This is a genomic window from bacterium Scap17 (assembly GCA_013376735.1).
Lineage (GTDB): Bacteria > Pseudomonadota > Gammaproteobacteria > Pseudomonadales > Halomonadaceae > Cobetia.
In genome coordinates, this window is record VINJ01000001.1 from 1,842,980 (window position 1) to 1,860,969 (window position 17,990).

Genomic DNA, 17,990 nt, shown 5'->3' on the forward strand with positions numbered 1-17,990 from the left:
GCGACAATGACCACGCCAGCCTCTCACACGCGGGATGGGGCAACGGCGGATGATGTGGTGCTAAGTGCCGAGGATGTGAGCGTGCGGGTCCAGGGCGCGCAGACGGCGCTGCTGGAGCCTGTCTCGCTTGCGCTCAAGGCGGGAGAGCCGCTGGTGGTGATCGGTGAGACGGGGTCCGGCAAGAGTCTGCTGGCTCAGGCACTGCTGGGCACGCTGCCCCCGGAGCTTGTGGCCTCCGGCAGCCTGTGGCTCGACGGCGAGCCATATCCTCTGCATACGCCAGAGAATCGTCGCCCGCTCTGGGGTCGCCGCCTGGCGGTATTGCCCCAGGAGCCCTGGCTGGCGCTGGACCCGTTGATGAAGGTGATTCGTCAGGTCGGTGAGGCATATCGACTGGTCGCGGGGCGTTCGGCACAGGCCTCCCACGCGGCCGCGCGCAGTGATCTGGAGCAGTTGGGTGTCGCCGCGGCCAGCGAGCAGCTGCCGGGCAAGCTGTCCGGTGGCATGGCGCAACGTGTGGCCTTTGCGGCCGCCCGCGCCGGCGGCGCACCGCTGTTGATCGCCGACGAGCCGACCAAGGGGCTGGACGCCGCCCGCGTCAGCGAGATCGGCGAGCTGCTGCTCAAGTCATTGGCCGAGACACCGCGTGCTGGTTTGATGGTCATCACCCATGACATGGCGCTGGCGCACCAGATCGGTGGCCGGCTGATGGTGGTACGCAGGGGGCAGGTGATCGAGCAGGGCGCTACGCGTGACGTGCTGGCCGCGCCGACACATGCCTATACCCGACGCCTGGTGAATGCCGCGCCGCAGGCCTGGCCGGAGGCCGCCTTCAAGCCGGCAGCCGACAGTGCAAGCCGTGATGGCAAGGCGGCAGGCGAGACCATCATCCGCGCCGAGAATCTGACCATCGCGCGCGGGGACACCACATTGCTGCGTGACGTGGAACTCAGCGTGAAGGGCGGTGAGATCATCGGCGTCCAGGGCGCTTCAGGCTGTGGCAAGTCATCGCTGGGCGATGCACTGCTCGGCCTGTTGCCACCGCATTCAGGACGCGTGGTCCAGCATGCCGAACGCCTGGAATATCAGAAGCTCTACCAGGACCCCGTGGCGACCTTCCCGCCACGCCGGACACTGGGGCGGCTGTTGAAGGATCTCAGCGCACGCCATGGTCTCGACGACAGCCAGCTGCCGCAGCTGATGGAGCAACTGAGCCTGGCGCCGGAATTGCTCTCGCGTCTGCCGGGACAGGTCTCGGGTGGCGAGCTGCAGCGTTTCGCGCTGTTGCGTCTGATGCTGATCAAGCCGCGCTTCGTGTTCGCCGATGAGCCGACCTCACGCCTCGACCCGCTGGTCCAGCAGGAGGTGATCGCCTGCATGGTGAAGATGGTGCGCGAGCAGGGCACGGCGCTGGTGCTGGTCAGTCATGATGCGGCACTGCTGCGCAAGGTCGCGGATCGCGTGCTGGTAGTAGAGGAAGGTCGCTTGAAGGCGCGTCAGGAGATCTGATCGCTCACCTGCCCGCACGGCGGCACCAGAGGACCGCAAGGCATCATCGCAACAGCAAGAATTGCACTAGAAAGACGACGCTTGATACGCCAACGCCCGGCCGAGACTCTGCAGGAGTCTCGGCCGGGCGTTGGCGTTTGGTATCTGCGGGGGATGTTCTGGCGTCTGCTGGCCGCTCATCTGCCGTCAGGACGGTCGCTTAGGGTTCAGCCGCCCAGCAGGGCCGGATTGGCTTGCCAGACGGACCAGGTCAGCGCACTGGCCAGCGTCACCCACGCCAGATAGGGCAGCATCAACAGCCCGGCCAGGCGACTGATACGCCAGAAGGCGATCAGGGTGACGGCGATCAGCGTCCACAGCACCAGCACGTCGATGAACGCCGCCTGACCGAGATGCCAGGCGAAGAACAGCCAGCTCCACAGGCCGTTGACGACCAGCTGCACCACGAACAGCCCGAGCGCCAGACGATGGCGCCAACGGAAGCCATTGCTGGCATGCAAGCCATCGCGCGCGACACGCCAGGCGGCGAGCGCCATCATCACGAACAGCGCCGTCCACACCGGCCCGAAGGCCCCCGCCGGCGGGGCCCAGGCCGGTTGGGTAAGGCTTGCATAGAAGGTCTTCGCGTCAACCGAGGCCAGCGCGCCGATGGCGGCAGTGAGGAAGCTCAACCCGAACCACACCACCATCTGGGCGGTGGAGCGTGCAGCGGAGGGTGAGGAAGACGCGGAACGTGGCGATGTCATCTGGCGGTCTCCTGTCTCGAAAAGCGTGATAGAGAAAGACACGATATCCCACGCTGCGTCTTGGTTCACCGTCCCGTTCTTCCTGAAAGGTGTACATGAACGGTTTAGCTGAGAGGTACGTCTGCACGGTTCAGCTGAACGGAACATCTGAACGGCTCAGCTGCGGGCGGCAGCGCCATCCTCAATCCGGCACCGGTCCATCGAAGACTTCCTTGCTGCGACCGGTCAGCGTCGTGCCCACCGAGGCGGCGATGACCAGACCGATGGCGAGCCACTGGAAGATGCCCAGCGTCTGACCGAGGAACAGCAGGCCGGAGAGCGCCCCGATGGCGGGTTCCAGACTCATCAGGGTGCCGAAGGTGTGGGTCGGCAGGCGCGGCAAGGCCACCATCTCGAGGGTGTAGGGCAGCGCGGTCGAGAGCACCGCGACGGCCAGTGCCAACGGCAGGATATCGACCGAAAACATGGCGCTGCCGGCCTCCATCAGGCCGACGGGCGCGACGACCACCGCCGCGATCGTGATGCCCAGCGCCGCGCTCTGGGTGCCATTGCCTGCGCCGGCCTTCTGGCCGAACAGGATATACAGCGCCCAGCAGAGGCCAGCGCCGAGGGCGAAGGCGGCACCGACGGGGTCGATCGGCGCGGCGGTGTCCTCACCCAGCAACAGCAGCAGTACCAGCCCGGTGATCGCCAGTGCCACCCAGCCAAGGTCGATCCAGCGGCGCGAGCTCAGCAGCGCCACGGCCAGCGGGCCGGTGAATTCCAGTGCCACGGCGATGCCCAGCGGTACCGTCTTGAGGGCCTGGTAGAACAGCAGGTTCATCACGCCCAGCGCCACGCCGTAGATGGTGATGGACTTCCAGGCCTTGCGCGTCACCGGCTTGCGCCACGGGCGCAGAATGGCCAGCAGCAGAATCGAGGCGATGATCAGACGAATCGCCGTCGCGCCCGCCGCGCCGATCATCGGGAACAGGGAAGTGGCCAGCGAAGCACCGCTCTGGATCGAGCACATGGCAACCAGCAGCATGGCGACGGGCCACAGACGAGAAGAGGAGGCGGCGACGGCAATGGACATTGAAGTCTCCTTGAGCGATCCAGTGGATGACGGGCATGGTCAGTCAAGAACACATGCGGCATGATTCAGGGACATTGAGGTAGCAAGGGAAGGGAGCTTGAGGCCAGTGGGATGCCGGCTTCCCTCATCGTCAGCGGGATTGTACGGATGCGCACTATATTGCACAACAGTAAAGATCGACCCGATGTTCTGGTCCATGTCGCGGCCAATGTTCGCCGTCTGCGTCTGGCCGCCGAGCTGAGCCAGCAGGCACTCGCGGATCAGGCCGAGATCAGCCGCCGCATGCTGGTGAACATCGAGAAGGGCGACGTCAATGTCAGCCTCGGCACGCTCGACAAGCTCGCCGAGGCACTTGGGGTGCTCTTCTACGCGCTGGTGCAGCCCCCGGAAAGCGAAGACTCGGCACGCATCAATGAGGTGGCGTGGGTCGGGCAGGCGCCCGAAAGTCGCGCGGTGCTGCTGGCCAGCAAGCCGGCGACCCAGGAAGTCGAGTTATGGGACTGGACCCTCGCCCCCGGCGAGCACTATGACTCCGCGCCCGATGATGCCGGTTGGCATGAGATGCTGGTGGTCACGCAAGGCGAGCTGACCCTTACGCTGGAACGTGAGGAAATCGTCATTCACGCCGGGGATTTCCATGTCTATCCCAGTGATCAGGCCTACCGCTACCAAAACACGGGCACCGGGATGCTGCGCTTCATCCGCAACGTGCTGCACTGATCACCCGGCATGAAGTGAACTGCCATGTGTCCGGGCTCCTGCGCTGACTCTTCGATTCATGAAGATGGTGCAGGGGGTCGGTGTAGAGGATCGGTGCAAAAGATCAATGCGTGCCCCTTTATCGCGCATCTGCCGATCACAAGCTGCGCTCCCGCGCGGCGCTGGCGTCAGTCCTGCCTTCACCCACGATCATCATTCCGGCGTTTCACTTGTCCGCATGCGCCCCTGCAAGCCTTTGCAGGGGCGAGTGTTGAACCGCGTTCTGCCTCAAGGCCCCAGCTCAGCGAGCTTTCGCAGCTGATACCTCTCGCCAGGATGGTCTCTCTCCAAGACTTTCTCCCGCCAATATTGTCTCTCACCAATACTGCCTTGCGGCAACGCTGATTGATGCGGCAGCACCCTGACAGATCACTGGCTTGTTAGCGCTTTAGTATGTGAAATTCCTGATTTTCTAATGTTTGGCAGAGAGATTGCTTGGTCATGTGAAAAAGTAATCGCTTGCCACTGATTTTGGCATTGGTCGTCACGCAAGTGGCTCGCATAGCCTGTGGCTGTCTGGCTGGGGCCTGGGCCGTCATGTGCAGGCCCGCCAGGCAAGGATGACTCCAATAACAAGACTCGCGTGTGAGGGACAGGAATATGCAGCAACAGGACACGAAGGAACTGGTGTTTCGGGGTGGTGTGGTGGGCGCCCTGGTGCCGCTGATGGTGCTGGTGGCGGGGCTGATCTACCTCTCGGTATTCGAGCGTGCAGGCACCCAGCCTTTCTGGGCCTGCGCCTGGCTGGCGATGGGGGTCGGGCTCTTTCTGTGTCGTGACCGCTCGGCCTACTGCGAGAGCCTGCTGCGTGGCATGGGCAACCACACCGCGACCGCCATCATTGCCCTATGGCTGCTCGCCGGGGTCTTCGGCAAGCTGATGATGGCTGGTGGGCTCATCGATGGCCTGCAATGGATTGGTGCCTCGATGGGCGCCACCGGAGGTGTCTTCGTGGTGCTCGCCTTCGCCATCTGCATGGTGTTCTCGCTGGGTACGGGTACCAGCGTGGGCACTGTCATCGGCCTTGGCCCCGTGCTGTATCCGGCTGGGGTGATGCTGGGCGCGGACCCGACGATGTTGGCGGTGGCGCTGCTCTCGGGCGCTGCCTTCGGTGACAATCTGTCGCCAGTCTCGGATACCACCATCGTGTCGTCCTTCACCCAGGGGGCGCAGGTCGCGGATGTCATTCGCACGCGTCTGCCGCTGGCACTGTCCGCGGCGGCCATCTGCGTGGTGATCTTCCTGGTGGCCGGTGGTAGCGAGACGGCGCTGACCGAGGTGCCTGCGCTGGCATCAGGCAATGCGCTCGGCCTGGTCATGCTGTTGCCTCTGGCCGTGGTGGTCGGCTTGGCCCTCAAGCGTCGCCATATCATCGAAGCGATGTTCTTCGGCAATCTGGTCGCCATGCTCTGCGCTCTCGTGATCGGCGCCATCAGTCTGGACGATATCTTTGCGCTGCCGGCACAGCGCGGTGAAAGCACCGGCTTGATCGAGAATGGCATCGCCTCGGTGACCGGCGCCGTGCTGTTCGCCCTGATGGTGCTGGCGCTGACACAGGTGATTCTGGATGCCGGCCTGATGCGTCGTCTGCTCGACAAGGCCAATGACAGCTTGATCACGTCGCGTACGGGGGCCGAGACAGGCATCGTGGCGGTGACGGTCGCGGCGTCCATCCCGCTGTCCGCCAATGCGCCGGCACTGTTGCTGGTCGGCCCCGGGCTGGTGCGCAAGCTGGCCGAGAAGTTCGGGATCGCGCCGGAGCGCAGTGCCAACCTGATGGACTGCGCCGTCTGCACGGTCTTCTTCCTGCTGCCCTGGCATATCGCGGTGGCCGTCTGGCAGCAGGTGATCGCTGCCAGTGCCGCCGAGGCGGGCGTCGCGGCGCCGAGTGCCATGGCGTCCTTCTTCACGCCTTACCCCTGGGCGATGCTGGTGGTGCTGGCCATCTCCATCACCTGGCGTGCGCGCAGCTCTCGCAAGCAGAGCACTCACACACAGCAGGCCGCAGCCGCTGGAGGTGGCAATCACGAGACGGTGCTGGCGGCGCCGGCCAGGGAAGTGTGAGCCGCACACCGCTAGCCTGTACGCAAGCCAGTGCCCTGACGTTTGAGGCTTGATGCACACAGCGCCCTGCGACACTCCTGACTGATGGAGTCTCGCGGGGCGTTGTGGTGTCTGGCAGACGCTTTTCTGCTTCTGTCTCAGTTTCTGGGTATGTCCCTGTCACTGGCCCAGCTATCGCAAGGCGGCGTGCATTGCCTCGAACTCAATCCCGCATGGCCTGTCCCAATATCATGACGTTTCATTTCAAGGAGCCATGCATGGCGAAGGTACGTATCACGCAACAGGGCACGATCCATTGTTTTCCGGCCGGCTTGAAGGATGAGGAGGGCAAGCTGGTGAACGCCGAGATTTCCGCCGTGGCCTATGACGGCGAGCGTCTGTTGATGGCGAGTGACAAGCCGATTCCGGGCGAGGGACGCTCGGCGGTCTTCTCCTTGCCTCTGGATTCGCAAGGGCCCGATGACAGTCAGCTCGAGTATCTGACCACGCCGTTGATCCGTCAGGCGGTCAAGTATGAAGACTTCGCGCTGACCACCGATGGCCGTCACATGTTGGCAACCACCGGGTTTGATCGTATCGACAGCGAGAGCCATGCCCTGAATGCCTACAACCACCTGTTGATCTGGCCGCTGGGTGAGCCGGGCAAGGTGCAGGTGGTCGACCCGGACCCGCGTGACGGGGTCGAGGGCTCACTGGAATTTCGTCAGAAGTTGGAGGCGGCCATTGGCCAGCCGTACTACAAGATCGAAGGTCTGGCGGTCGTTCCGAGTGACAAGGGTGATGGGCTGATCCTGTTCGGGGTGCGCGAACAAGGCAACTCGCATGATGACTTCGCGTACGTGCGACGCGTCATCGGGGCGCGCTATGCCATGACCGACAGCGACAATATCGAGTTCATCGAGGACCTTCACGACGTCTATGCGTTTGATCCCGCCGAGTATGAGGGCGTGAATCACGAGTGTGGTCTTTCGAGCCTGGAATATGACCCCTATCACGCACGCCTCTATCTGGTAACCAGCTTCGAGACCGAGCAGGGCAGTGAAGAGGTGATCGGGGGCTATCTGTGGGTGCTGTCGCTGGCCGACTTCCATGCAGGCAAATCCCCGACGCTGGTGACGCATGAGGATGGTCGCGTGCTGGAGTTCGAGCACAAGGCGGAGGGGCTTGCGGTACTGGATCGCGAACGGCTGTTCGTGGTCTATGACAATGATCGCAACCATGAGCTGGGTAGCGTGGATGAACGCGATGAGCGCCACTCCTGTGAAGCGCCCTATACAATGCTGGCGCTGGTCTGACGGCAGCTCGCTGGATTAGAGATCGGTTCACAGGCCGGGGAAACAAACTCACGGCTTTTGCACCGAAATGGGGGGCTGACTGTCTTCGTGATGGCCTCCCTGATCTTCTCTGTTAGCACTTCTGTTATCGCCTGCGCGTTGCTGGTTGAGCTCCACGCTGAATCATTATTTCCCCGCCGGGATTGATGACGACAAAGCCCCGACATGCCTGTGCATGCCGGGGCTTTTCATGATCTCACCTTCCCTGTGTCAATGCGCTTTGTTACACGACATCGAGTGGTGAATCCATTCTATTCAAGGCTTGAGATTACATGGCCTTGTAGAACAGATAATCGGCCTGGTACATCACGATTTCGACCTTGTCCTTGTGAGCTTCATCGCAGGCCATGTCAGGTGCGGCACCGCCCTGGGTATTGAGGCGCTGAACATAGGTGACGCCTTGCATATGCCCTTCACCTTCGGCCGGATTGGCCTCGACCAGCTGCAGCGGAATATTGCCCTTGCCGTTGGGCTCAACCGCCAGCTGTGTGCCGGTGATCTTGGAGCCATCCATGGACTCCCAGGTGGCGGGCGGACCATAGTATTTGCCGACCTGCTTGCCATCGGCATCATTCAGAGCGGCATCCGGACCCTTGAAGACCCAGCCCATGGTGCCATCGTCCTTGGCTTCGCAGGCCCATTTGATCTTGCCGACACCGACGGTTTCCATGGCGACTTCATTGCCTTTTGGCACCGTGACGCTCTCGGGAACCTCCATGGCTTGAGCCAGCGGGCTCAATGCGAGGGCAGCGAAAATACCAGAGATACAGGCGATTGTTTTCATCTTGACGACTCCGTAGACAGATAAGGTTCAGCTAGCGGTTGCAGGTGTGTCGTTGTCTCCCTTGCACTGTTCATAACGCTGGCCTTTCTCGTCTGGATGTCACGGGATCAGATTTTTTTCGTGGTTTTTTCGTGGCCTGTTTTCAGCGCCTATCAGCGGCGTCATGAAAAGAGGCCAGAAGCGCAAAGCGGGCAAGGTGAAAGCCAGGTGGCAAGCAACAGGCCCAGACACACAGACGCCCCGCAGCACGAGGCTGCGGGGCGTCTGTGTGACGGCGTGAACCCTGAAGGATTCAGTCGTAATCGCGGGTGCCGCGAATCGGGTAGTCGTTATCCGGCTTGCGGATGAACTCGATGCCACCTATGAGGGTATCCAGATCAGGGCGCACGAAGGGCGCGTTGGCGATCTCCTGAATCTGGATCTTGCCTTCGCCATTGACGATGAAGAAGGCAGGCTCCGGGAAGTCGTGATCGGTTTCCTTTTCGCTGCGCGGCGTCGAGATGAACAGTCCCAGCGATTGCATCTGTTCGAGGGTCAGCCCATACGCGAGCGGGAAGTTGACCTCCAGCGACTCGCGATGCTGCGTGAGCTGCTGCTCATCATCGGCAGACACGGCGACCAGATCGATGCCCTGGGCGCTGAAGCGCTCGCGATCGCTCTCCAGCTTGTTGAGAAACTTGGTGCAGATCGGGCAATGCTTGCCGCGATAGACCACGACCAGCTGCCAGTCATGTTCGCCCTGGGGCTTGCCGAGGGTCAGTGCCTCACCGTCGCTGCGTTTGACCTGGATGGCCGGGAATTCACTGCCTGGATGAAGCTTGCGTGTATACATGCAATCTGGCTCCCTTTGGAAGATCACGGCGTTGACTTTCATGTCACAGCTGATCAGGCGGCGGATATCACGTGTCTGGATATCAAGCGCCTTGAATGACCAGCGACAGGATACGCCATGCGTCCCCATTGAATGACGCCATTGTCAGGGTTTTCAAGGGCCCCTTGGCGCAACACGAGGGTGCGTTCATCGCCAGGGGCCGCCACGGGGCCGTTCGGGGCGCTTTTCAGCAGAGGATCAACCCAGGTAGCCGGTGTGATCCAGCAGGATGGTCGTGCCGATGCCGATCAGCACCAGGCCACCGATGATTTCCGCGCGCTTGCCGACCATCTTGCCCAGCACACCGCCCAGCATCACGCCGGTGGTGGCCATCACGAAGGTGGCGGTGCCGATCGCCAGCGCAGTGGTGACGATGTTCACGCCCGCAAAGGCAAGCCCGGCACCCACGGCCATGGCATCGATACTGGTGGAAAGGCCGGTCAACATCAGGCGGGGCAACGACTGCGGCGTGGTGCAGTCCTCGTCTTCCTCGTCCTTGGAAAGCCCCTCATGAATCATGTGCAGACCGAGCAGCAGCAGCAGGGCGAAGGCGATCCAGTGGTCCCACTGTTCGACGTAGACGGCCAGTGAGCGACCGATCAGCCAGCCGATCATGGGCGTGATGGCTTCGATGACCCCGAAGATGAGGCCGATACGCAGGGCGTCTTTCAGAGAGGGACGACGTATGGCGGCTCCCTTGCACAAGGCGGCAGCAAAGGCGTCGCAGGACATGGAGAAGGCGAGCAGAAATGTCGGTAGCAGAGGCATGAGTCAGGATGTTCCAGGCCGGTTGCGAGTCAATAACAGAAAGACACCACCGGCCGGAAGCGTCTGACTGTCATTGGTCTCGCCGAACCTCGTCCTGACTGATCACGGGCATGATCGGATAGGCGGGTCCTCGGTGCCACGGCAATGCCTGCCGACTATGTTGACATCCGAGACTCTCGTTGGGTGACGAGAGCGGGCTACTCCCCAAAAACTGGTGGCATACTAGCAACAAAATCTTGTCATTTCATCCCCTTGTGTCACGAGCGCTTGACCTTCATAACTTGTCTACCGAGTCAGAGCGGCACCAAGCCGACGTGTCTGACGTCACCGAAGTCTTGAAACTTCAGTCTTGAAGCTTCAACAGGATGCCAAGGAGTCAAGGGTATGAGCGACAGTTATCAGCCACCCAAGGTCTGGACATGGGAAAGCGAGAGTGGCGGCAAGTTCGCCAGTACCAATCGGCCGATCGCGGGCCCGACGCATGACAAGGAGCTGCCGGTCGGTGAGCATCCCTTCCAGCTTTACTCCATGGCGACACCCAACGGCGTGAAGGCCACCATCATGTTCGAGGAGCTGCTGGCGCTCGGGCATAGCGGCGCCGAATACGATGCCTGGCCGATCCGTATCGGCGAGGGCGATCAGTTCGGCAGTGATTTCGTCGCGATCAATCCCAATTCCAAGATTCCCGCGCTGATGGACAGAAGCGGCGAGACGCCGATTCGCGTGTTCGAATCCGGCTCCATCCTGCTGCATCTGGCCGAGAAGTTCGGCGCCTTGATCCCCAAAGACCCCGCCAAGCGTGTCGAAGTCATGAACTGGCTGTTCTGGCAGATGGGCTCTGCGCCGTACCTGGGCGGTGGTTTTGGCCACTTCTATGCTTACGCCCCGGAAAAGCTCGAGTACCCGATCAACCGCTTCGCGATGGAGACCAAGCGTCAACTGGACGTGCTGGATCGTCAGCTGGCCGACAATGCCTACATCGCCGGTGACGAATACAGCATCGCGGATATCGCCATCTACGCCTGGTATGGCGCACTTGTCGAAGGCAAGCTCTATGACGCTGCCGAGTTCCTCTCCGTGCAGGACTACACGCACGTGCAGCGCTGGGCCAAGTCGATTGCCGAACGCCCGGCGGTCAAGCGGGGTCGCATGGTCAATCGTTTCTGGGGAGAGCCGCAGGAGCAGTTGATCGAGCGCCACTCGGCGAGTGACTTCGAAACCAACACCGAAGACAAGCGTAGCGACTGATTATCGCGACGTGATCGTTAGACAGAGATCGTCTGGCAGTGACCGTCGAGTAATGACCTTCAAGCAATGCCCGTCGAGTAATGACTGCCGAGCAATGAGCGTTCAGTCACAGGAAGGGCTACCCATCGGGTAGCCCTTTTGCGTTCTGGCCAGTCGTCCGAGCAGGGCGCTTTCAGTCCTGACGGACCTTGAGCACGACCTTGCCCACGTGACCTTTCTGCTGGAAGACCTCCTGGGCGGTGGCTATCTCGGCCAGCGCGAAGGTGTCAGCGACCAGCGGCTTGATGTTGCCTTGCTCGATATGGCGCACGAGATTGGGGAAGACCTCCGGTTCCAGCACCGTGCAGCCGAAGAAGCTCAAGTCCTTCAGGTACAGCGTGCGCAGGTCGAGTTCCACCATCTCGCCACCGATGGCACCCGCGACGGCGTAGCGCCCCTTGTAGCCCAGGATATCCAGCAGTTGCGGCCATTGCGGGCCGCCCACCAGATCGATGACCACCTCGACACTGTGGCCCTTGAGCGCCTCGTCGAGAGGCTGATCGCGCAGCACGATGTCATCGGCTCCGAGATCGCGCAGGGCATCGGCCTTGGCCGCGCTGGTGACGGCAATCACATGGGCACCACGGGCCTTGGCGAGCTGGACGGCCGCGGAGCCGACCCCACCGGAGGCGCCGGTGATCAACACGCGCTCGCCCTTGGCAAGCTGTGCGCGAGTCAGCATGTTCTCGGCGGTGGAGTAGGAGCAGGGGAAGGAGGCGAGTTCCACATCGCTGAGTGAGCTCTCGACGCGCAGGGCATGGCGCGCCGCTACCCGGGTGTATTCGGCAAAGCCGCCATCGCATTCGGCGCCGATATACCAGGCGGACTCCAGCGTCTGGCCGTCGTGCTCCCTCAGGCAGGGCTCGATCAGTACACGCTCGCCGAGGCGCGCCTGGCTGACGTCTGAGCCGACCGCGACGATCTCGCCGCAGATATCGGCCCCCTGGATGTGCGGGAAGTGGATCGGCTGCCCGGACCAGCTGGCATCCTCTGCCTCGCCATCGCCCTTGGAGTACCAGGCCAGCCGCGTGTTGAGGTCGGTATTGTTGACGCCAGCCGCGCCGACCCGCACCAGCACGTCACGCGGGCCGGGAGTCGGGCGAGGAATGTCGTCACGCACTTCCAGCACTTCCGGGCCGCCATGCCCGGTCAGGTAGACGCCGTGCATGCTGTCTTTGCTTGTGGCAAGTGAGCTCATCGGTGGGGTGCTCCCAACAGGGTCAGTGTGGTGGAAAGTGCGGCCTCGATGGCCTTCTCGCCCAGCACCAGCCAGGCGGAGGAGGCGCCTTCATGGATCAGGAACAGCTCGGTGGCGAGGTCTGGGCGGCGGCTGCGTTGGCCGAGCCACTCGAGAATCTCGTGCTTGTGGCGGTCGACGGCCTCGCGCACCTGCGGGTTGTCGGGAAAGGCCGCCAGGGCATTGACCGACATGCAGCCGTTGGGTGCCTCGAACGCCATCCAGTGGCCCAGCCGCTGGTAAAGGTGGCTGAGCGCAGCAGCGCCATCCTCGGGCACTCCCTCGTCGAGGAAGGCCATGTAGCGCTCATGGCGATGCTGAAGCGCACCGATCACCATGCTCTCCTTGGAGGGAAAGTGGCGATAGAGGGTGCGCAGACTGACGTCTGACGCTGCCTTGAGCTCGGCAACACTCGGTTCTGCGAAGCCGCGCTGGCTGAAGAGCGTCTCCAGGCGGGCGGCGATATCGTGCTGAATCATGTCGGTGCCATGGTCGAATCAACGAGGGAGAATGTTTACTCTACATGTGCATGGTGGAGCGATCATTCTCCCTGTGTCAATGCAGCCTTTCCGTGTCTTATGTCATTGCTCCCATGGCCTGACGTCGCGCATTGCGTGTGTGACACTTCGATGTCAGTAGAATTACGCAAATAGAGGTTTTCTGATCGTTGAATAAGGCAAAGCTCAGGTCAATTCGCGGAAAAATCACGCACTTTTCGTTGCGATAGCATTTGATAAAGATTATCATTCGCGACTCATTTGCTGGCGCGGGGGGCGTCAGTCATGGCCACTTTCTGCTCACTGGGCAGAGGAAAGGTGTGGTTCAGCAGGACGCTGTCGCATCGCGTACAAAGGGTTTTCAGGTGCCAAATCATTCTCGGGATAGCGCTGCAAGCACGCACAAGGGGCATTTCTCCTGCCTGATCTTCAGTCTGATGGCATTGCCGGGCACTTCGTTGGCGGCAGAGGGCGCCATCTCAGGCGAGTCGCCAGTCGCGAATTCGGTGATCGTGGTGACCGGAGAGCGTGAAGGTGAAGTGGCGCCGGGCAGCTACCGCGCCGAGGCCTCGAGCCTGGCCAACAAGCAGTCGGTGGACTTCCTCGAGCAGGCGCGCACCATCAATGTCGTGACCCAGCAGGTCATGCAGGATTTCAATCTGGACGATCTGGAAGAGGCATTGCAGCCGGTCGCGGGTATCCAACTGGGCAACACCCTGGGGGGCACCGAAGACGGCTTCGTCAAGCGAGGTTTCGGTAGCAACAGCGATGGCTCGATGCTGATCGACGGCATCCGTCAACCGCGCCGTACCTACACCACGGCGACCGTGGACCGCGTCGAGGTGCTCAAGGGACCGTCATCGCTCTTCCAGGGCCAGCAGAACCCGGGCGGCGTGATCAACATGGTTACCAAGCGTCCCCAGTACGAGACGCACACCGAGATCAGTGGCGAAGCCAGCTCCTTCGGCGGTGGCAATACCACCCTGGACACCACCGGCCCCATCGAGGATACCGGCCTGGCCTATCGCTTCATCCTGTCGCATGAGGATGAAGACTCATGGCGCGAGTACGGCAATGACCGCCGCACCACCATCGCCCCGTCACTGCGTTGGGAAGGCGAGCACAGCAGCGCCCAGATCAGCTACGAGTATCAGGACTACGAGCTGGATATCGATCGTGGCACTGTCTTCTACAATGGCAGCGCCGCCGACGTCACACGGGGCACGCGCTTCGATGAGTCCTGGAACCGTGTCTATGGCCATGACGAGTCCGTCAATGCCTGGTGGAAGCAGGAAGTCACCGACAACTGGGACATGAAACTGACCTACGGCTGGACGCGGCGCCAGTACAGTGATGCGCGCGCCAATGTCACCAATGTCAGCGACAGCGGTGATGTGACCGTGCGCGCCGAAGAGAACCAGGGCTATGATCGCAGCGAGCACTACACTGCGCTGGACGCCATGGGCGATGTCGAGATCGCGGGGCAGCGTCACCAGCTGGTCATCGGTGCTGATTACGAGACCACACGCGACTATCTGGATGAGCGCTATTTCGGCGATTCCGTCACGGTTTCCACCGTCACCGATGTGAACCACGGCCAGCTGGCCCAGGTGACCTCCGACGACATCAATACCTCGCGCAGCAATCGTCTCGACGAGACCCAGGCCATCGGGGTCTATGTCAGCGACCGCTGGTACCTGACCGACAAGTGGATTCTGGGGCTTGGCGGGCGCTACACCTGGTTTGATCAGCAGAGCGGGCAGGGCGAGGACTTCGTGTCTGACCCCGATTACAGCGACGACCTGTTCCTGCCCTCAGCGAATCTGCTGTATCGCATTGACGATGCCAGCTCCGCCTATATCAGCTACAGCGAATCCTTCGTGCCGAACGGTAGCGACAGTGACAGCGGCGAGAGCCTCGACCCCGAGCTCGGCAAGGGCTATGAGATCGGCTACAAGCGTCAGTGGAATCCGCGTCTGGCGACCTCCGTGGCGCTCTACCAGATCCGCAAGGAAAACGTCGCAGTCACTGACAATGGTGTGACTCGCACCATCGGGGAAGCCGGCTCGCAGGGCCTGGAATTCAGCCTCGAAGGGGCCCTGACGGATCGCACTTCCTTGCTGTTCAGCTATGCCTACACCGATACCGAAGTGCTGGAGGATACCGAAGGCACCGAGGGCAATCGTCTACCGAATGCGGCGCTCAACGCGGCCAGCCTCTATCTGGCACATGACCTGGCGATCGATCCGTCCTATGGGGAGTGGCGTGTCGGCGGTGGCGTACGTTATGTCGGCGAGCGTGAAGGCGATGACGACAACAGCTTCTCGATGGATGCCTACACCGTGGCAGATGCCTTCGTCGGATGGCGTCATGACTTCTTCGGCCCGGACACCGAATTCAAGCTGAATGCCAAGAACCTGTTCGATACCGGCTACTACTACGGCAGTGGTGGCGATACCCGTGTGCTGGTGGGTGACCCGATGGAAATCACCCTGTCAGCCAGCGTCGGCTGGTAATGCGGCCGCCTCTGGCAGGCTGACTCGCCAGGGGTGGCTAGATGCCAGGATAGTTACGGCATATAGACAGTCACGACATCCAGGTAGGCGACATCCAGACCGACAAGACAGACGATATCAGTCAGTTTCGGGAGTCGGGTGATCTGGTGACCTGGTCATAGATTGGTGATCTGGTAATAGACTGATGATCTAGAAATAGACTGGTGATCTAGAAATAAAAAGGGGCGCTCATCAGCGCCCCTTTTTGCATGTGTTGTTTACCGCTCAAGATCCCACGAGCCACTCGTCGTCGGGGAAACTTCGTGATGAAAGCCTGCGCTGCTGCTGAAGACGTCGATGCGGCTGGTAGACTGCTGACATGATGCTCTGTCACTGACTGTCTTCGATGCATGTTTTCGGTCGAGTATCTTCGATTGAGTGTCCTGGCGTGCCTGCCTCTGTGTTTCCTCTCGACATCACACCTCTGGAGAGCCCCATGCTCGAGTCGCTTCCCCTGGCCGATATCCGTGCCTTCGTCATGACGGCGGATCATGGCAGCTTCACCCGCGCCGCCGAGCAGTTGGGCGTGTCGCGGTCGCAGGTCTCCAAACAGGTCACTGCGCTTGAACAGGCACTGGGCGTGTCGCTGATGCAGCGCTCGACACGCTCGCTGCGTCTCACTGAAAGCGGTCATCTGCTGCATGCCCAGTGTCGCAGTGCATTGGGCGACATCACCCAGATCGTGACGCTGGTGCGCGAAGAGCGTAATGCCATGCGCGGACGGCTGCGCATCAACAGCGTCGGTGGACCGGTGGGCGAGCAATTGCTGGCACCCGCCGTGCACGCCTTCATGCAGGCGTGGCCGGACGTGCAGGTGGAGCTGGATTTCAGCAGCCATCGCGTGGATCTGATTCGTGATGACTTCGATATCGCTCTGCGCATGGGCGCCCTCGAGGATGCCGATTTCATTGCGCGTCCGCTGATGACACTGCCCTACGTGGTAGTGGCGAGCCCCGACTATCTCGCTCGCCATGGCGCGCCGAATACGCCCGGCGAGCTGGTGGATCACCGCTGCCTGGTCGGCTCGGTCTCGCGCTGGTCCTTCACCGCGCGTGGGGCAGAGTCTCGCGAATTGCAGGTAGACGTCGGTGGCCAGCTTGAATGCCGCAACGGGCATGTGCTGGTCAGTGGTGCCATCGCCGGCAACGGCATCATTCGCGTGCCCAGGCTCTACTGTGAATCAGCCCTCGCGCGAGGGGAGCTGCAGGAGTTGCTGAGCGACTGGCAGCCGGCGGATGTGCCGTTATCATTGATCTATCATCGTGAGCGCCATCGCCCGCTGCGCACGGTGCGCTTGATCGAGCATCTGCTGGAATGGTTCGCGAGATGATATGCGCGCGTCTCTGAGCGCGGTATGCGTCATGCTTCAATACGAATAAGGTAAAGACTTGATGAAGGAAACATTGAGATACGTCATTGATATCGCCTAATATTCACGAGGTACTTTTTTATCACGTGCTGTCTATCAGATCCTTTTTAGCAAATGCAGGGGCTTGGAAGAGCTGGTCTTCAAAATGGATGTGAAGGCTTGAGCTTGCCAGATGAATGTGAAACACAAATCTAAAAAAACGAACAAGAAATAGTCTTTCGTCATTCCGGGCTGATGCGACCCCGGTGGCGCATCGATCATGAGCCCCCTGATGACTCACGCCCCTTGACAGGCAGATTGCACAAGGAGCCCCCATGGAAGATATCCTGTTCGCGACACGGGTCGTGCTTGACGGTGATGACCCCTTGCCGGGCTATCTCGCCTTGCCGCCCCCCGGGGAAAAGCCCCTCGAGCCGGCAGTCATCTGCCTGCTTCGCGTGTTGTACCAGCATGACAGCGATACCTTGGCACATTCCTGGCGAGTGGCGGGACTTGCGGTCTTTCTCTATTCGAAATTGCTGCCGCCTGCAAAGCGCAATGTGCCATTGTCCGACCTGCACAGTGCCGCTCTGCTGCACGATATCGGCAAGATCGACATCTCGAACGAGCTCCTGACGGCACCGCGTGCGCTCAGTCAAGAAGAGCGTATCACCATGCGCGGCCATGCCAGTCATGGCGGGCGCCTGCTGCTTTCATTGCGTGGCCCTCTGCGAGCGCTTGCCTGCCAGGTGGCGATCACCCATCACGAAGCCTGGAATGGCACGGGCTATCCCACCGGAACAGGCGGCAAATCCCTGCCGCTGTATTGTCAGGTCGTCGCGATGATGGATGTCTTCGATGCGTTGGCTTCGCCGCGTGCCTACAAGCCGGGCTGGTCATTGGTGCGGTTGGTCAGACTGTTCCGCGAGGAATCCGGCAAGCAGTTCGACCCGCGCCTGGTTGCCCGTATGGCGCCACTGTGGAGGCCACTGCATGCCGAGCATCGCCGCCTGTTTGCCTTGACCAGTCAAGGATGAGGCGCTGGTGTCAGCTCACGTGGTGCAGTCCTGCAAACACAAGGCCCCCTGTCGAGAGTCTCGGCAGGGGGCCTTGCTAATCAGTACCCGCCAAAGGCGATCAGCGAGCCATGAGCCGC

15 protein-coding genes are annotated in these 17,990 nt (G+C 61.4%); 8 read left to right on the forward strand and 7 right to left on the reverse strand.

Features of this window, described 5'->3' with window-relative positions:
- The first annotated feature begins 6 nt into the window (after positions 1-6).
- The gene (locus tag FLM52_08040) at positions 7-1,509 is read left to right on the forward strand and encodes an ABC transporter ATP-binding protein (GenBank protein ID NVN55733.1); all 1,503 of its coding nucleotides are present in this window, start codon (positions 7-9) and stop codon (positions 1,507-1,509) included.
- Between the two features lie 206 nt (positions 1,510-1,715).
- On the opposite strand, the gene FLM52_08045 is transcribed toward FLM52_08040, so the two are convergent.
- On the reverse strand, positions 1,716-2,198 hold the full coding sequence (locus tag FLM52_08045) for a tryptophan-rich sensory protein (protein NVN55734.1): 483 nt from the start codon (positions 2,196-2,198) through the stop codon (positions 1,716-1,718).
- A 238-nt stretch (positions 2,199-2,436) separates the two neighbouring features.
- Entirely contained in the window at positions 2,437-3,330 is an 894-nt protein-coding gene (rhtA, locus tag FLM52_08050; GenBank protein ID NVN55735.1) for a threonine/homoserine exporter RhtA, read from the reverse strand.
- A 147-nt stretch (positions 3,331-3,477) separates the two neighbouring features.
- On the opposite strand from rhtA, the gene FLM52_08055 reads away from it, so the two are divergent.
- The 3 genes from FLM52_08055 (at position 3,478) to FLM52_08065 (ending at position 7,448) form a co-directional block, all read left to right on the forward strand.
- Positions 3,478-4,050: a helix-turn-helix domain-containing protein gene (locus tag FLM52_08055; protein NVN55736.1), complete on the forward strand. Its 573-nt coding sequence runs from the start codon at positions 3,478-3,480 to the stop codon at positions 4,048-4,050.
- 639 nt (positions 4,051-4,689) lie between these two features.
- Entirely contained in the window at positions 4,690-6,153 is a 1,464-nt protein-coding gene (locus FLM52_08060; GenBank protein ID NVN55737.1) for a sodium:proton antiporter, read from the forward strand.
- A 257-nt stretch (positions 6,154-6,410) separates the two neighbouring features.
- Entirely contained in the window at positions 6,411-7,448 is a 1,038-nt protein-coding gene (locus FLM52_08065; protein ID NVN55738.1) for a hypothetical protein, read from the forward strand.
- A 307-nt stretch (positions 7,449-7,755) separates the two neighbouring features.
- Here FLM52_08065 and FLM52_08070 read toward each other — a convergent pair whose 3' ends face one another.
- The 3 genes from FLM52_08070 to FLM52_08080 form a co-directional block, all read right to left on the reverse strand.
- The gene (locus FLM52_08070; protein ID NVN55739.1) at positions 7,756-8,271 is read right to left on the reverse strand and encodes a DUF3455 domain-containing protein; all 516 of its coding nucleotides are present in this window, start codon (positions 8,269-8,271) and stop codon (positions 7,756-7,758) included.
- Positions 8,272-8,563: 292 nt separating this feature from the next.
- Entirely contained in the window at positions 8,564-9,103 is a 540-nt protein-coding gene (locus tag FLM52_08075) for a redoxin domain-containing protein (protein ID NVN55740.1), read from the reverse strand.
- 237 nt (positions 9,104-9,340) lie between these two features.
- Positions 9,341-9,910: a manganese efflux pump gene (locus FLM52_08080; protein ID NVN55741.1), complete on the reverse strand. Its 570-nt coding sequence runs from the start codon at positions 9,908-9,910 to the stop codon at positions 9,341-9,343.
- Positions 9,911-10,294: 384 nt separating this feature from the next.
- Between FLM52_08080 and yghU the strand changes: the two genes are divergently transcribed.
- The gene (gene yghU, locus FLM52_08085; protein NVN55742.1) at positions 10,295-11,158 is read left to right on the forward strand and encodes a glutathione-dependent disulfide-bond oxidoreductase; all 864 of its coding nucleotides are present in this window, start codon (positions 10,295-10,297) and stop codon (positions 11,156-11,158) included.
- Between the two features lie 172 nt (positions 11,159-11,330).
- On the opposite strand, the gene FLM52_08090 is transcribed toward yghU, so the two are convergent.
- Positions 11,331-12,395 (reverse strand): zinc-binding dehydrogenase, encoded by a 1,065-nt coding sequence (locus FLM52_08090; protein NVN55743.1) that lies wholly within the window; start codon positions 12,393-12,395, stop codon positions 11,331-11,333.
- Positions 12,392-12,913 (reverse strand): TetR/AcrR family transcriptional regulator, encoded by a 522-nt coding sequence (locus FLM52_08095; GenBank protein NVN55744.1) that lies wholly within the window; start codon positions 12,911-12,913, stop codon positions 12,392-12,394. The genes FLM52_08090 and FLM52_08095 overlap by 4 nt, the downstream gene beginning before the upstream one ends.
- Positions 12,914-13,368: 455 nt before the next feature.
- Between FLM52_08095 and FLM52_08100 the strand changes: the two genes are divergently transcribed.
- The 3 genes from FLM52_08100 to FLM52_08110 all read left to right on the forward strand — a co-directional run bounded on the left by FLM52_08100 (position 13,369) and on the right by FLM52_08110 (position 17,871).
- A complete protein-coding gene (locus FLM52_08100) occupies positions 13,369-15,447 on the forward strand; it encodes a TonB-dependent siderophore receptor (GenBank protein ID NVN55745.1) in 2,079 nt (692 codons plus the stop codon).
- Between the two features lie 475 nt (positions 15,448-15,922).
- Positions 15,923-16,816, forward strand: a complete 894-nt coding sequence (locus FLM52_08105) for a LysR family transcriptional regulator (protein NVN55746.1) — start codon at positions 15,923-15,925, stop codon at positions 16,814-16,816.
- Between the two features lie 353 nt (positions 16,817-17,169).
- A complete protein-coding gene (locus tag FLM52_08110) occupies positions 17,170-17,871 on the forward strand; it encodes an HD domain-containing protein (GenBank protein NVN55747.1) in 702 nt (233 codons plus the stop codon).
- Positions 17,872-17,990: the final 119 nt, after the last annotated feature.